At 47.5% G+C, this 17194-nt stretch carries 8 protein-coding genes; 1 reads left to right on the plus strand and 7 read right to left on the minus strand.

The features are described from left to right. Nucleotides 1-3 precede the first annotated feature (3 nt). The 7 genes from MYF79_RS24385 to MYF79_RS24415 form a co-directional block, all read right to left on the minus strand. Nucleotides 4-1581, minus strand: coding sequence for a RagB/SusD family nutrient uptake outer membrane protein (locus tag MYF79_RS24385; RefSeq protein WP_247810436.1), 1578 nt, complete (start codon nucleotides 1579-1581; stop codon nucleotides 4-6). Between the two features lie 27 nt (nucleotides 1582-1608). After that, nucleotides 1609-4767 carry a SusC/RagA family TonB-linked outer membrane protein gene (locus tag MYF79_RS24390; RefSeq protein WP_247810437.1) on the minus strand — a complete coding sequence of 1053 codons (3159 nt, stop codon included), beginning with the start codon at nucleotides 4765-4767 and terminating at the stop codon, nucleotides 1609-1611. Nucleotides 4768-4785: 18 nt separating this feature from the next. Then, nucleotides 4786-7641, minus strand: coding sequence for a TIM-barrel domain-containing protein (locus MYF79_RS24395; RefSeq protein WP_247810438.1), 2856 nt, complete (start codon nucleotides 7639-7641; stop codon nucleotides 4786-4788). A gap of 442 nt (nucleotides 7642-8083) precedes the next feature. Next, entirely contained in the window at nucleotides 8084-9736 is a 1653-nt protein-coding gene (locus MYF79_RS24400; protein ID WP_247810439.1) for a hypothetical protein, read from the minus strand. 33 nt (nucleotides 9737-9769) lie between these two features. Next, nucleotides 9770-11449, minus strand: a complete 1680-nt coding sequence (locus MYF79_RS24405; RefSeq protein WP_247810440.1) for a RagB/SusD family nutrient uptake outer membrane protein — start codon at nucleotides 11447-11449, stop codon at nucleotides 9770-9772. An 11-nt stretch (nucleotides 11450-11460) separates the two neighbouring features. Beyond that, nucleotides 11461-14916 (minus strand): TonB-dependent receptor, encoded by a 3456-nt coding sequence (locus MYF79_RS24410; protein WP_247810441.1) that lies wholly within the window; start codon nucleotides 14914-14916, stop codon nucleotides 11461-11463. A gap of 202 nt (nucleotides 14917-15118) precedes the next feature. After that, entirely contained in the window at nucleotides 15119-16273 is a 1155-nt protein-coding gene (locus tag MYF79_RS24415) for a FecR family protein (RefSeq protein ID WP_247810442.1), read from the minus strand. Between the two features lie 144 nt (nucleotides 16274-16417). Between MYF79_RS24415 and MYF79_RS24420 the strand changes: the two genes are divergently transcribed. Continuing rightward, nucleotides 16418-17071: an RNA polymerase sigma-70 factor gene (locus tag MYF79_RS24420; protein WP_247810443.1), complete on the plus strand. Its 654-nt coding sequence runs from the start codon at nucleotides 16418-16420 to the stop codon at nucleotides 17069-17071. Nucleotides 17072-17194 lie beyond the last annotated feature (123 nt).

Below are 17194 nucleotides of genomic sequence, written 5' to 3' on the forward strand. Positions count from 1 at the left end.
GGCTTAATAATATGATACCGGAGGTTCCGACAATTTCGGGTTGGCAGTAACCTCTGAAGAAGGCAGGGGGAAAGTGAAGCTTTGAATAGTAGGCGGCGTAATAACACCATATGGCGCTGCAGGTGTTAAAACACCATTTGACAGGGTAAATGTCACGCGCGTTTCCCCCTTCAATTTACTGATGGCCTTTGCCGGGTTGTAATAAGACAACCTGACCAGGTCTGCCCAGTATTGCCCCTCTCCTGCCAGCTCAATCCGTCTTTCATTAAGCAGGGTATCAATATCTATTTTAGTAGTCGGAGTAATACCTGCCCTTGTACGAACCTTGTTAAAGTAAAGCAGCGCATCGCCGTCCGCAGTTTCACCGCTGTTACCAAGTATGGCTTCCGCATAAATGAGGTAAACATCCGCCAGCCTTAATAATGCATTATGTTCTGCAGAGGAGGTCAGGTTCATGGTGGGTGCATTATTATCCTTGTTTGTGCCGATAATATGCTTCTTCAATCCACAACTGCCTGTATACTTATATCCTCCGCCTGCTGCGTTCAGTTCGGGGTAATAATCACCATTGATCATAAATGTTGCCTTACGCCTTACAGAATCGCTTGTGCTGTAAAGCTGGTACATATCTACAGTCGGACTGATAGCAAACCAACCTGGGGATCCATTGGCAGATATTTCTGCTCCTCCGGGAGAATAGATCTGCAGCATATTTCCTTCCAGCCATCCTCCACCGGGAGCCCACTGCAATGCAAACAATGACTCAGGATTATCGTTGAACTGCGTCTTAAAAAGGTCGGCATAATTAGCTGCCAGTGCAAGGCCGCTATTCTTACACACATTGCCTGCATATTTCCTCGCACTATCCAGGTAAGCCTGATCCCTGCTGCCGCCCTGCTGGTTCAATCCTGCTGCTGTTAAATACACCTTACTTAACATACCTTGCGCCGACCAGGTAGTTACCCTTCCGGCGGCGTCGGAAGGCGGAAGATTTTCTGCTGCGAAGGTCAGGTCATTAATAGCGAATTTATATACGTCCTCCGTTTTTACACGGTTGATCAATGGAGATATGATCAGCTTACTGTTATCTTCAATAACGGGTACGGCGCCCCATAACACCGCCAGGTTATAATAGGCAAATCCACGTATAAAGCGGGCCTCAGCAATAGCAGCCTTCTTGTCTTTGTCGGGAATGGAAGCGGGCGCCTTCTGTTCGATGGCATTGATAGTAACATTACAGTGTGCAATGACGCTATACATTCCTTTCCAGTTGGAGATCATGATGCCATTCAAGCCGGTAACTGTAAACGTGTTGAGCTGCACCGCATCGCCCCAGTAACCAACCGCCATGTTGCCACTCAGTACATCGCCAACAGGTAAATAACAGGTATAATTCCAGTCTGCCCATTGTGAACCCGCATATAATGCGGCTGTTGCCAACCTGAGATCATTGGAAGTCTGATAAAAGTTATCAGCGCTTATCTGCGACAGGGGCGGACGGTCTAAAAAACTTTTGGAGCATCCCGATATCATTATCATGGTTAACAGGAAAGCAATGATTTTTTCCAATATCGTTTTCATAACTATTTATATTAAACAGATGAAGATTTACTTAGTCAATTTAATGTTGGCGCCAATGGTATACACCCGGGGCTGTGGATAATAACCGCCGTCAACGCCCGCGGTCAGCGGATCCCAGGATCCGATCTCAGGATCCATTCCCTTGTACTTTGTAATCATGAAAGCATTTGAGACGTTGAAATAGACCCTCACATACTTAATGCTGGCTTTTTCAACAAGTCTTTCAGGGAGCGTATATCCTAGTGAAATATTCTTACATCGTACGAAAGAGCCGTTTTCCACAAATTTGTCAGAGTTCCTGTTATTATCGTTGGTATTATCATTTCTAATGCCGGGAATCCTGGTATCGGGATTCGTTACACGTATATTATTGATATCGGTAGCCGATCCGTTCGGATCAATCAATGTCAGTTTTGCATAGTTCATCAGCGACCTGAGATACCCGAAACTTGTTCCCGGATATTCTCCGTTCACACGCAGCTGATTATATACCTTATTGCCCACGTTTGCCGTGAAGAATATGTTCAGATCAAAATTCCTATAAGAGAAAGTGTTATTTAAGCCAAACTGGTATTTAGGTACGGGAGAGCCGAGGAAGGTCTGATCATGTTCATCAATAATACCATCACCATTAAAGTCTTTGAACTTCAGATCACCATACCAGATGCTACCACCTGCAGCGCCAACCGGCAAGGCCACCCCGTTTTTAGTGGGTAATGCATGGGTCTTAAAATCTTCTTTCGTGGCAAACACACCTCCGTCAATCACATATCCGTAAAATTCGCCAATAGACCTTCCCACTATAGTTTTGCTGTACTGCTTGTTCAATGAGGCGCCATCTGTATTGAGCTTCAGCACTTCATTAATATTGCGCGAAACGGTTACATCTGTTTTCCAGGAAAAGTTTTTGCTTTTAACATTAGTTGAACTGATCCTGAAGTCGAAACCCTTGTTATTAACTGTACCTACATTCACGTAAGGGGCATCCAGCGAGCCTGGTGAATAGCCGATCGCCGTACCGGAATACAATGGTAACGGGATCTGCAATACAAGACCGTCGGTCCTGCGATTGTAAACGTCGACGGAGAAGTTTAGCCTCCAGTTTAACAGCGCACCATCCAGCCCGATGTTTGCATATTTTGTTTTTTCCCATTGCACATAAGGATTGCCCACATTCTGGGTTAGTTGTGCAATGCCTGTAAGCCCCGTAGCCACAGTAGCCAGTGTAGAGGTATAGGCATAATCCCGGATATTCTGGTTGTTCGTTAAACCATAGCCCAGGCGCAGCTTTAATTCATTAACGCTTTTTGAAGACTGTAAAAATCTTTCTTTATTGATCTTCCAGGCAAATGCTCCTGAGTAGGTGTTCACCCAACGGTTCTCAGGGGCGAACTTCGAAGATCCGTCCGCCCGGAGATTGATGGTAAACAGATATTTATCATTGATGCCCAGATTTATGCGTCCAAAGTATGATTCCTGGGCGCTTTGTCCCTTACTGCCGGAATTGGTGGCGGTAGTAGGGTCCCCGCTGCTGATCACCTGCACATTGTTGGATGGAAAATTTGATCTTCCCGCAGCACTACTTTCACTGGTGCTCAGCTGCGCTTCATGCCCCAGCAACACATTTACATTGTATTTATCTTTAAACAGATGTGAATAGGTAAAATAGTTCCTTATAGTTGTAAATAAGCTTTGTGAAAAATTATAAGATGCGCTGTTGGTGTTATTTTTTACCAGGCCGAAAGTATAGGAAGGATTAAAACGGTCTTCCGTTGCCATTGAAAAACTGGCCGTTGCTTCATTTCGCAGCACCAGATCTTTGGTAAAAGCAATTTCTGCATACAAATTACCAAACAGCTGTTTCCTGTTTGCCTGGTCTTTATTAATAAGGGCGATTGCATAGGGGTTCACTGTGCTGTTGACCCACCCATTGGGGTTATAGGCGCCACCCCAGCTACCATCCTCATTCTTTACAGCAATATCCGGCGTTTGGCTTAATGCAGTATTAATTACATTTGAACTGGTTGAATTCACATTTTCTTTGATGCTGACAAGTTGCAGACTGGTCCCGATCTTCAGCCAACTGGTCGTTTTATTGTCAAGGTTCAATCTTAATGATATCCTGCGGAAATCGGATCCCAGGGCAATACCTTCCTGGTTGAAATAAGAGCCGGACAGCAGGTATTGTGTTCTTACATCTCCCCCGCTGATGCTTAGCGTATGGTTGGACATCGGTGCATTTCTGAAAAGCGCTTCCTGCCAGTCAGTTCCCTCACCCAGGTATTTTGGGTTCACGAATTCCGGCCGGGTGTCAAATCCCCAGCCTAAGCCCGTATTCCTTTCATTGATAAAAGCGGCATATTCCCTTAAATTCATTACAGGCAGCTTTTTTGGTATTTGCTGGTAGCCTGTATACATATCATAAGAAATGCTCGGCGGAGCCACCTGTCCCCTTTTGGTTGTTATTACGATTACGCCATTTGTTGCCTGGGATCCATAAATTGCCGTTGCAGATGCGTCTTTCAATACATCGATGGATTCAATTTCAGAAGGATTGATACCTGCCAATGGATTAACGCCTGCGCCCAATGTGGCTGTACCGCCAATAATAACCCCATCTATTACATACATAGGCGAACCTCCGCCAAAAGAGGACAAGCCCCGGATCTGAACAGACACCGCTCCACCTGGCTGACCTGATATTTGTTGAGCTACTAAGCCCGGAACCTTTCCCTGCAAGGCCTGATCGAAGGTTACAGGTTGTGTTTTACGGATCTCATCACCGGAAACAGAAGATATGGCGCCGGTAACGTCCGGCCGTTTTATTTTGCCGTACCCGATTACAACCACGTCACCCAGTTGTGAAACATTTTCAGCCAGCTTCACCTGAATGGAAGTACTTTTGTTAACTACCACTTCCTTTCTCTGGTAGCCTATCATTGTAATCACCAATACGTCTCCTGTTGACGCCTCTATTGTAAATTTTCCCGCTTCATCGGTGATCGCGAAGCGATGGGCGCTTTTTACGGCAACGGATGCTCCCGGAACCGGAGCAGAATTGCTTTGATTAACGATCGTACCACTTACTTTTACCGTTTGTGCAATGAGGTTAGTGCTGAAAAGCAAGCCGCAGAGCATACCCAATAACGGCAGTATTCGCGAGCGAATCATTTTGGTTGAATTCATACGTGTAATTTAAATTGGCTATTTTTTTATGTTTAAGTGTTTCCCTTCATAGACCACTTCTTTATCGCATGTTGTATCAAATGCCAGGCGCCCGGGTTTGTCTGGCGTTATAATATTTATACGGAAGGTTCTTTTTTGCAGCATTCCATTGAATGATCCCTTCCGGTCTCCGATGGTAATGGTTCCTGTTGCTTCACTATACCGTACCGGAATGATGGTAAAAGCGCCTGCTTCATAGTTGTAATTGGCTCCTTCATCTTCATACAGGTTAAAGGATGCGTCAGCGCCGGTATAAATATTTAATGTGATGGTATCCGGCTGCTTTTCTGTAGTGTATTGCAATTCGGGGCCGAAGGGAAGGATGGAGCCGGCTTTTACAAACAGGGGCATCCGTTCATAAGGCGCTTCGGCAATGATCTTCTGACCACCGGTATACCATTTTCCGGAATAGAGATCATACCATCCGGCACATTGGGGCAGGTACAGGGTACGCGCCGTTTGCCTGTATTCATAAACGGGGTTTACCAGGAGCGCAGGGCCGAACATATACTGATCTCCGATGTTCAACACAGCTGTATCTGCCGCAAAGTCCATTGCAAGCCCACGCATTATGGTATAGTCATCATGGTATGCCCAGCCTGCCAGCGAGTAGACATAAGGAAGTAAACGGTAACGCAGCTTATCGTAATAGAGAAAACTTTTATAGGCAGGGTGGTTCTCAGGAGCTGTATTATATACCTCCCGGAATGGAAATTGGCCATGGGAACGGAACAAAGGAGTAAATGCGCCAAATTGCGACCAGCGGGTCATCAGCTCCCTCCACTCTTCCAGGCTTTCATGATCCGGTTTTTCAAATTTTACGGGCACTACAAAACCACCTATGTCCATGGTCCAATACGGGAGTCCGGACATGGAGAAATTCACCCCTGCTGTTATCTGCGCTTTCATATCCTGCCAGGTGGAACCAATATCACCGCTCCATATGGCCGCTGCATAGCGCTGAGAACCTGCAAAGCCAGAGCGTGTCAGCAAAAAGACCCTTTTACCCGTATCGGTTGAACGTTGTCCTTCATAGATGCCCCTTGCATTTTGCAGTGGATAGGCGTTCAGGAATTCGGCTGCACTGCCTAAAGCGGTAGGCGTCATTTGCAGCTTCCGTTTATCCGGACTTACATTGGAGAGAATGTCCGGTTCACTGGCATCCATCCACCATGCGTCAATTCCTTTACTATAGATCTTCTTATTGATCAGGTCCCAGAAACCTTTGCGGGCAGCTTCATTGAAGGCATCGTAAAAAGTGGATACATATCCGTTGCCAATCCAGTCTCTTTGCCGGTCGGCAATATTTCTTTTATACAGCCATCCGTGCTTGTCAAATTCATTGTACGCTGATATGCCGTCATAAAATTTAGGCCATACCGATATCATGATCCGGCTATTGTATTTATTATGCAGCACACCGATCATGCTATCAGGAGCGGGAAAACGTTTTTCATCAAACTCCTGGCTGCCCCATTCGGCTTCCCTCCAATAGCTCCAGTCCAGAACGATGTTGTCAAGCGGGATCTTTCTCTTACGGAATTCATCAACAGTGCCAAGGATCTCTTCCTGTGTTTTGTATCGTTCCCTGCTTTGCCAAAAACCAAGGGCCCATTTCGGCACAATAGGCGCCTTACCGGTGAGATTCCGGTAACCGGAGATCACCTCATCCATATTATTACCATACACGAAGTAATAATCGATCTGTTTGCCGGCTTCAGAATAAAAGCCAAAACTGTTTTGCTCTTCTTCGCTCAATGGCTCCTGCCATCTCAATGAAAGGTAGGATTCACCTCCTTCCGGTGTCCATTCAATTCTGACAGGCACTTTTTCCCCTTTTTTGAAATTCCAGGGAACCAATGCAGACGCGGGATTCCAGGCCTTCCTCCAGCGGTCCAGCACAAGCTTCCCGTCCAGCCACATTTTCAGGGAACCACCGTAGGTGAACCGGAACTGGTGAAGGCCTGACAGGTGACTGGCAAGGCTCCCTTCCCAGGTTACCATGCCCGTAGCGGGTGTAAATTCACGGGGGAGCTGGATCTTTGAGTCGCCCAGGAACTCCATATTAATATTGCCCTCTGCTCTTTCTGTACTTATTTCCTGTGGCTTATGCACATTGTTGGAATAGGCGGCGGTAAGCCAGCCCGGGTCTCCCTGCTTTGAAAAAAGCTGCATGGAAGAAAGCGGATGAAGCGGCCTGACATCGCCGACCCTGGTCAGGGAATAATTATCCCACAGAATACCATAGTTCTTGTTGGAGATTAAAAATGGAATGGCTACTTCGGTATTGTTCTGGAAGAAAGTAACCTGCTGCCCCCGGTAATTCATTATACCATCCTGGTGCTGTCCCAATCCATACAACGCATCGCCACCTGCCGTCTGAAAGTTTTGCGTCAGCGTGTAATACCGTTTGCCGTCAAATACTACAGATTGAAAATTTCTTCCAAGCGACTGTTTTTCAGCCAGTATTTTTTTGCCTGCCGGGTCTGTGAAAGTGACAGCCCCGGTTTTACGGTCAACAATAGCCGTCAATTTCTTTGTCCTGAGGGTCAGGCTTTCCTTAGAAGGAATAACATTCCACGTAAGCCCCGGCTTTTTGTTGTAAACAGTGATCAGGCTATTACCAGGAACTATTTCCCTTCCGGGAGCTGCTATCACTCTTATTATATTATCCGCAATCACTTCCAGTTTAACGGCATGCGGTGAGCCCGTCAGCAAAGGATCGGTAAAAAGCATTATGCCATCAGGCAGTGTAACATAGGTGGGAGGCACTGCAAATAAGTCATTCGAAAACGCAGCAGCCAACAAGCTAAACAGCAGCAATCTCAATTTCATATACGTGGATTAGATGCTGTAAAGCTATCACCTTGCCTTCTGAAAGCGGGTGGCCTAATGTTTCAAATTGGGGGGGCAAATGTTACAAATAGCTGATTTTCATCTACCTGCCCGATACTGCCAGTACTTTCCTCACGTGTCAGAACGCCAGGACCATTGGCGGAGGAGTATCTCCCGCCGCAGCATTATGCCCCCAATACAGATATGGGGTAATCCTAAAACAAGGAGGCTGCTCAAATTTGGCAGCCTCCTGTTTATCAACCAGAACATTCTATCACTCTTCGCTCTTTACCGAAGATCAATCTTAACAGGTTTCCAATGGATGATGACCTTTGCTTGCATCGATCAGGGATATTGTATGTTTTCTTACCGGCCCGATCAGCACGGTGCTAATGGTCGGGTATTAACTAATCAGACGCCCGTAAATGGCAGGGCCAAAAGTCTAATTAATACTAACAAGGTTCAGGCGTATCTCATTCTTTTCCGGTTGCAGGCGGAACACTGCACCGTTGGCAGGCTTGGAGAAACGCCCTTTGCCGGCGGACATATGATAATTAAATTTCTCAAAGCTACCGTCTATCTGCCGCGCTGAGATATTTGTGAATGGCAGACTGGCCCCCGGCGCTGTTTCCAGGTCGAGATACCAGCCAATGGATTGGTTGCCTGCCAGCTTTATAGAAACAGTTTTCTCCCTGAGCGTCACTTCTAAGGTGCCTCCCTGGCTCAGCGGCCATGATACCTGTACAGTTTCCCTATCCTGGTTTTTGAATACAGGGTCTCCGCCTTTTAATGCCACTTCCTGCCCTCCAACAAGCGCCTTTAAGCGTAAGCCGGCCAGCTGCCCTGGTTTGCTCCACAGATAACCATCTACAACAGGCAGGGTAAAGAATGTGCATTCATTGGAGGTGGCTACCTGGGTGGTGTAGATATCCGGGATCTTCTCATTGAAGAGATGTATGTCCCTGATCCGAAGGCTTCCCTCCTCCCACAGTATATTCATCCTGTAAAAACGGCTGTTATACCATAAAGTCTTACGGTCGCTTCCCTCCACGTCTTTTGTCACGGAGAATGATGTAGGAGGCGTCACCTTATACTTTGCGCTGAACCATTTGCCGGATTGCTCCATGGTCTCCAGCCTGATCCTGCCCTTGTCCCTCAGGCCGGCGATCAAAGGCATCTGTATCTCAAAACCTTTAGCCATGGCATTCCAGGTGAAAGAGTTCTCCTGCCCTGCCTGGGTATAGTTAAAGTTCAGGGAAGGATCTTCCGTGAAAGTCCTGAAAAACCAATTCACCCAGCTTTCACTACCGCCTGCCTCCGGATATACCGGCTCAAGCGTGATCACACCCTGCCGGGGTGAACTGATGCCCTGGTCATACTGGCGCACAGGATCGCTCCCCAGCATCCTGAAAATCGGCACAGGGATCTGACTGGCGGCGTTCTGCGCCGGCATATAGGAGTTGATCCTGCTGGGATAATAGGCCTGGTTCCAGTAGCCTCCCCATAAGGTGTAGCCATCCGTGCCATATTGGTCTTTACAATTTGCAGAAGCAACGATCCTGTATTTGTCATACAGGTATTGTAAGGTATGTGCATCAATAAACCAGGAGGCAACAGAACGCGGATAATAGCCGAAAATGTGTTTAAAGTCTTCCATATATACGTCTGCGATCTTTTCCCGTTCAGCAGGAGTATAACCGGTCGAAAAACCTACATCTGCATGCCAGTCCCAGGGATAGCGCCCCCTCCATTTCAGTCCGGCTTTTTCTATCAGCGGCTGGGGAAGCTCCCACCAGGCGCCTATCTCAAATGAATCTTTGGGCAGGTTCCTCAGCAGGTCCTGGTAACGACGGTCCATCAGGGCATCATATTGCAGGAGGAATGTACCTGTAAGGTGATATGTACGCATGATGTTTACCTGCTTCACCACGGTCTGGTAAAGCACATCTTCCGTGATCTGCGGATCCCTTGGTTCCAGCAGGCGAATGAAATTTACGATATTGACAATCTTCGGTTCCTGGCCTGCGGTTGTCTGCGCTGCGCTGGTCATGCCTGTAAGGGCCAGCAGCAGCAGTATTACTTTTGTTCTGATCATATGTGATATAAGTAGTTATGCATTTTATGCGGGTTACCAGCCCGGATTTTGTTCAAGGGTCTTTCCATTAGCCGTATAAAAGGCAACTTCCTTTGTAGGTAGTGGCTGCAGATAATCTTTCGCCGGATCGAATTTCCGGTCTTTCTCAGCAATGAGAAAGCCATTTGCGTCGACCTTTGATAAATACACAGGATCGCTGTAAGGCGCCCTTGTAGCCCAATCCGTACCGGAGATCTTAATACCCTTTATATCCTGCAGCAATTCCGTTTCTGCTGTTTTCCAGCGACGGATATCATCATAACGGAACCCTTCCAGCGCCAGTTCCACGGTACGCTCCCTCCGGAGTTCCGTACGCATATCCAGGCCATTGGCAGCAACGAACGCATTGGTGAGATGCGGCATATTCACCCTGTCCCGCAGTTTGTTTACAGACAGATCAAGGTCATTATCACTGATAACGCCATTCTTTTCAAACAGCGCTTCTGCATAGATCAGCAGCACTTCTGCATAGCGGATCAGGTGGCGGTCAAAATCAAACAGGCTGGCATCGCCAAGACGGCCGGAGTTATTAGCAATGGGATCTTCCGACATGTATTTATACAGCATATACCCTGTGTTAAAATTGCGCTGTGGCTTATCCGGCCAGTTGGCCACCTTGGTTACGGGATAGAATACCCGGTTGGTCAATGTACCCGGGATGATCATCGTCATAGTCATGCGAGGGTCTCTGTCCTGGTATTCCGAAATGAAGGTGCTGTAGCCATGAAAGACCGTACCACTGGCAGTAATGGGCAATCCGTTTTTATCAAGGTACATGTCGGCCAGCTTACGTGTGGGATTATAACCATCCTGGTCGTACATATATGGCGCATCCTGCCCCAGGATGTTACGGGCAAAGCGCCTGTCCAGTATAGATTCTTTTGAATCATCACCAGGCTCCAGGAAGAGGTAGCGATAGCTTTGCGCACCATTGCCGGTATACAAGGCATAAGCGCCGCCGCTGATCACTTCACCTGAACTGGCAATAGCTTTATCCAGGTATCGGGCAGCACCTGTTTCCCCGCGGAACTTCTCCCAGGTACCTTCAAAAAGAGCCACCCTGGCAGACAGCGCAAACGCTGCACCTTTGCTGATCCTGCCAATATCCGGGGATGAAAGATCAGACTGCAAAGGAAGATCTTCCTTTGCTTCATCCAGGTCTTTCAGGATCATGTCAGTCGTTGCCATACGGCTGCCGCGCGGTGTAAACAATTCAGGATCGCCGATAGACAATACTTTGGTAATAAGCGGAATACCACCATAGATCCGCAGCAATTTCCAGTAATACCAGGCCCTGAAAAATTTTGCTTCTGCTACATATCTTTTTATATCCGCATCCTGGGTCCCGGCACCTTTTTCGATGATCTTATTGGCAGACCTGATATACCCATAACTGGTATTCCACTGGTCCGACGTTTCTGAAGGCTGAAGGTTACCATTGCTGACAGAATTGGGTACATTAAACGCAATATCCGATTCCGTATCTTCTTCACCGAACCTGTCCAGGCCATTATACAGGTTGTTGGCGGCCAGTTTGAAATCATTGCCCGTTTTCCAGAAAGTAGCATCTGTGATACTGTCCTGCGATACGAGGTTCAGGTCCTTGTTACAGCTCCAGCAAATGACTGTGAACAGTAACAGGTATATTTTATAGTGTGAAAATTTAAATTCCATAGTGCGCTTCATTAAAATTTTACATTTAAGCCCAGTGAATACACCTTATTGAAGGGATAGGTACCCTCATTACGATATCCGTCTTCCGGGTCAAAGTTCCCGCCCAAAGTGCCCTTTGAGAAGGTAAAGAGATCCTGTCCGCTGAAGTAGATGCGGGCTGATTTGATCCCGGCTTTTTTCAGGATACTTCCGGGAATATTATATCCCAGCGTGATGACCTTGAACCGCAGGTAAGCCACGTTCTGCCGCGTAAGGGCGGAGGCACGGTAGTTATAGCTCCTCACATCATCATATCCTAAATTGCCTGGCAGGTACCTGGGATATTTTGCGTCTGGCCTGTCGGGCGACCAGGTCTTGCCATAAAAGTATTCCAGTGAAGGCCAGAAGAAGGTGTTAGGCTGGCTAATGGCGCCTTCATAGATGACGTTCCGTTTGCCTACACCCTGCAGGAAGATCTGCAGGTCGAAATTTTTGTAACCGGCACTGAGATTGGCAGAATAAGTATAACGGGGAGTAAGATTACCCAGGTATTTCATATCGCCCGACAAGCCTTTGGTTTTGTCGCCGAATGCCGTCAGCTTCCCATCCCCGTCCACATCTTTATACATGACATCACCAATTGATATCCGGGAAGGAACGCCCTGGAGCTTTTTGTAATTATTCAGCTGTTCGGCTGTTTTAATAATGCCCTCATACACATAACCGAAATAGGAATAAATTGGATAACCTTGTCTGAATTTGTTGAGCCCCTCGCCGTAATTGTCCGTATTCCGCAGTTCCACCAGTTTATTCCTGCTATCGCTCAATTGCAGGGACACACTGTACCTGAAATCATTTACCTGGTCTTTCCAGGTGATCATCATTTCAAAACCTTTGGTGTCGAGTTTACCCTGATTGGTGGAAGGAGGCGTAGCACCGTATAGCGCCGGCACAGCTACGTTCACGAGCATGTCGTTATTGATCTTATTATAGTAATCAAAGGAAAAGGAGAGCCTGGACCGCAAAGCGGCGAGGTCAATACCGATGTTCCGCGTTTCTATGGTCTCCCAGGTCCTCGTTGACGATGCAGGGTTGGCGTTAGCCCCTGGCAGGCCTGCATTAGGCGAGCCTATAGGGTAATTACCACCGATGGTGATAAGCGGGATATAGTCGTATAGTCCCAGTTCCCCAATATCCTGGTTGCCCATTTTGCCCCAGGATAATCTCAGCTTCATCAGGTCAAATACATTCATTTTTTTGATGAACCTTTCCTCTGACAGGTTGTAGGCTACGGCCGCAGAAGGGAATACGGCGCTCCAGCGCTTTTCGGGCGAAAACTTAGAGCTTCCGTCCGCGCGGGCCGTAAAGTCGACGATCAGTTTTTCCCTGAAGGTATAGCTTAACCTGCCGAAGTAAGAGGCCAGCGCCTGGTTGTTCAGGTACCCGGTAAAGTTTGCATAAGCCGCCTTCGTTCTGTCTGCGAGGTTTAGGGTAAAGATGTCATTACTGATGAAATTATAACCGTTGGTGGTCTGTCCCTCACTCCTGGTTTGCTCCAGGGAGGCCCCGCCGGTAAAGTTAATGCCGTGATCCCGGCCGAATTTCTTATTGTAATCCAGGTAGCCCTGGTATAGCTTATTCAGTAGTTTATCATTGCTGTAATTCGCGGAATTCGGGGTATTGCGCACATCCTGTACACCTCCCTCCCAGTTATGGCGGGTAATGGTACGGTTGGTTGTACTGCCATTCTGGTATTCCATTCTTACAGCCGCCTGTCCGGTAAGCTTAAGGCCAGGAATGATGGTATAATCTATTTTCACGTTTGCACCAAAGCGGGACAAATTGCTCAATTGCCGGCCACCTTCCTCCAGGTACTGTGCAGGGCCTTCGTAACCCTGGTAGCCATAGAACTGTCCTACCTTATTGTAAACAGCCTGATAAGGGAATTGCCTTGTTACATTCGTTAAGGCGCTTCCCAGCAAGGTAGGCGTCACCACCGCCCTGTTATCAAAATAAGACCGTGTTTCCACAGCAAAATGATCACTGAGGCGAAGGTCATAATTGAGGCGGAGATTGTAGCCGTTCGATTTGTTCTCCCCGAACCGCACAATGCCATTATCGCGGTTGTAGCCGGCAGACAAGAGGTAGCTGTTATTCTCTCCGCCGCCGGAAACATTGATATTATGTAACTGCTGTGTCGCGTCTTTGTAAATGACCTTATTCCAGTCAGTATACCCGTAGAAACCAGGATAATTCGTAACGCCATAATTCCACCCCGTAGGGTCTGGCGGCGCGTTGGCAGCAATCTTGTCGAACACTTCCTGGGAAAAGCCGTTTATACCTACGTTCCGCAGTCCCTCATCCATGAATCTTGCAAACTCCATAGTATTCTGCATTTTCCTCAGGTAGGTAGGCGTTTTGTAACCGATATTGGCGGTATAGGTAACGGTGGGTGGACCTTTTTTACCACGTTTGGTACTTACAATGATCACACCGTTGGCCGCCCTTGCGCCATAAATGGCCGCAGCAGCATCCTTTAAAACAGTTACTTCGGCAATATCATTGGTATTGATGGTATTGATATCGCCGGGAATGCCGTCAATCAGCACTAATGGAGCATTACCATTCACAGATGAATAACCTCTTACCTGGAAGCCGTAGGTGGTGCTGCCCGGCTGACCGCTGGCTTTGGTGATAGTAAGGCCTGGTATGGTACCCTGCAATGCGTCATAACTGTTATTAAGCGGTCTGCTCTCAAATACATCCGATTTTACAGTAGAGATGGCGCCTGTGATGGCACCTTTTGTTCTCGTGCCATAACCGACCACCACCACCGCATCCAGCTTGGCATCTTCACGGAGCAGCTTTATCTGCAGGGTGGTCTGATTGCCTACGGCTATCTTCTGCGGCTGGTAGCCCACATAAGATATTACGAGTACAGCACCGGCTCCTGGCACATCGAGAGAAAAGAAGCCCTTTTCATCTGTACTGGCGCCTATAGCGCTTCCCTCTACAACTACAGATGCTCCTATCAATGGCTCTGCATTGGTTTCATCTGTAACAGTACCGCTTATTCTCAAGCGCTGTTCCTTTTGAATATCGTTATCGTTTGCAGGCTGAGGGGCCGGTCTGGCCATGATCAGCACCGTTTTGTTTGAAATGGAATAGCTGACCGGCTGGTCTTTGAAACACCTGTCCAGCACTTCCCGCAGGTTCGCGTTCTTTATTCTTAAGGTGACCGGTTTGACGTTTTTTATCACCTCGTTGTTGTAGAGGAAATCGTAATCTGTTTGCTTCCTGAGTTCGGCAATCACTTCTGAGAACCTGGCATTGTTAACGTTGACAGAGATCTTCTGTGCAAACGATTCTGCCTTTAACTGGATGACAGCTACGACTATTAAAATGGCGGTGAGCTTCATTTTTAAATGGAAATTAGACCAGGCATGAGCATGCCTCCTGAACAGTAATTCAGTGAATTTTTTATACATTTGGTTGTCAGCTTTTTGTTAATGTTATGATACAGCGTTAATCAGGATGCCTGGCACATAACCAGGGACGCTTCCGACGTTCCTGGTTTTCCCGGCCATCCGACGTGGAAATGTGTTAGTTCTGTTTTCTCAATATTGCTTCGTTTTAGGTGATTGATGAATATTTGTTGCGGCACTCAGGTTTGATATTCATAGACGGTTATTACTGCACCTGTGTGGTCACGGTCACTTTCCCGGGAAAGAGCTCAAAATGTACATGTCCGATCCGTTCGAGGTTCGTAAGTATTTCCGGCATATAGGAAGCGCGTGAAAAAGTACCCCCAAATCTTTCATTGCCCGGTGGCCCCTTGTATTCAATATCTACATCGTACCACCTGCTTATTATTTTCATAATGCTTGTAATATCCTGGTCGTCAAACAGGAAATAACCATTCTTCCATGAAATGGCATCTTCTGCATCTACTGACCGAACGTCCAGTTGTGCGCCGGCGTTCATGGTGCTGGCTTGCTGTCCCGGCTTCAGCACAGCGGCAATTCCTGATGTCATATTGGTCACCTTCACACTGCCGGTTAGCAGGGTGGTACTGATATCCGGATCATCCGGATAAGCCTTCACATTGAAATGGGTGCCCAGTACAGTGATCTCCTGTCTGGCGGTATGCACTTTAAACGGCTGGCCTTCCAGTTGCGCCACTTCAAAATAGGCCTCCCCCCTTACCGTCACGCTCCGCTCCTTTCCATTAAAGGAAACCGGATAAGTGATGGAAGATGCAGCATTGAGCCAGACCTGCGTACCGTCAGACAAGGTAAGATGATACTGCCCGCCCCTGGGAGCGGCCAGGGTATTCAGTGCAGGGCCTGTACCCTCCTGTTTTCGTGGATGGTCATATACCAGCTCACCATCTGCCTTTTTGCTGATAGCAACGGAGGCGTCCTCTGCCAGTTCCCCGTTCTGCGCGTTTGTTAACACGATCTGCTGCCCGTTGGACAAGGTCAATGTAGCCCGGTTACTCCCCGGCATAAATTCATTCGCCTGCTTGCGGACCGCCACCATTTTCGTGGTGTCTGGCTTTTTACCGGTACCAGGGCCGAGGAAATACAGGGCAGCCCCAAGCAGTACAAGCACTGCCGCAGCAGCGGCCAGCTGTTTCCGCCAGTGCCTGCGAACGGGCGCCGCATCCTGCAGGTGCAAAGATTGCCACACCTCGCTTTTAAGCGTTTCCAGCTCTTCAGCGGAGACATCCAGCGGCTCGGGGCGCCATTGCAGGTACCAGGTTTCCAATAAGGCCATCTCCTCGTCAGTAATGACGCCTTTTTTATATTTCTCCAGTAGTTCCTTTATTTCCGGTGCTTGCATAGAATGTTTTCCGTGTTGTTATAGTGTAGACAGGAAACAAGGGGGTAAGGGGGGTAAAAAAATAAAAAATATTTTAGCGGGGTAATTATTATAATTACAGCGGGATAAAACCAATCTTTCATTTTCCACGAGATAAGTGTAATCATGGCTGAATATGATAGCATGAACGACTTCGAATTGGTTAATTTGATCAGGTCCGGCAATAAGCATGCTTTCGCCAAAATATATGAACGTTATTTTGACGTGCTTTATTTACATGCCTATCAACGTTTACGGGACAAGGACGAAGCCAAAGATCTTGTACAGGAACTATTCTCTCATCTCTGGAGCAGCCGGGAAAGCCTTCCTCCCGTTTCGAATTTTTCCGGCTACCTCTATACATCCGTCAGGAACAGGATATTGAATATCCTTGCCCATAAATACGTTGAAGATAAGTTCCTCTCATCGCTGCAACATGCTGAAAATAAGGCAGAAGCCATTACTGATCACCTTGCGCGGGAGCGCCAGCTGGCCATGATCATAGAGAAAGAGATACAATCCTTGCCCCCAAAAATGCGGCACGTATTTGAATTAAGCCGGAAGGCAAACCTGTCGTATAAGGAGATAGCGGCAAGACTGGAATTGAGCGAGCAGTCTGTCAGGAGCCATGTAAAGGGAGCCTTAAGGCTGTTACGGACAAGGTTAGGCCTATGGATATGTTTATGTGTGATCATTAACATTATGCCCGTATCAGCTCCTGGTACAGAAGGCAGACTGTTACCAGGTATTTCTCGTGAAAAAAACATGTTTGCTCAGTAGTAAGCTATACGCTGTGGATGATACCTGTGCCCTTACAAGACCAATCCCATTGCAGCATCGGCTACTGCAACGGGATTGTTTGTCCGGTATGATGCCGGGAAAAAATATTCCTGTCAGTTATAA

The organism is Chitinophaga filiformis, assembly GCF_023100805.1.
Lineage (GTDB): Bacteria > Bacteroidota > Bacteroidia > Chitinophagales > Chitinophagaceae > Chitinophaga > Chitinophaga filiformis_B.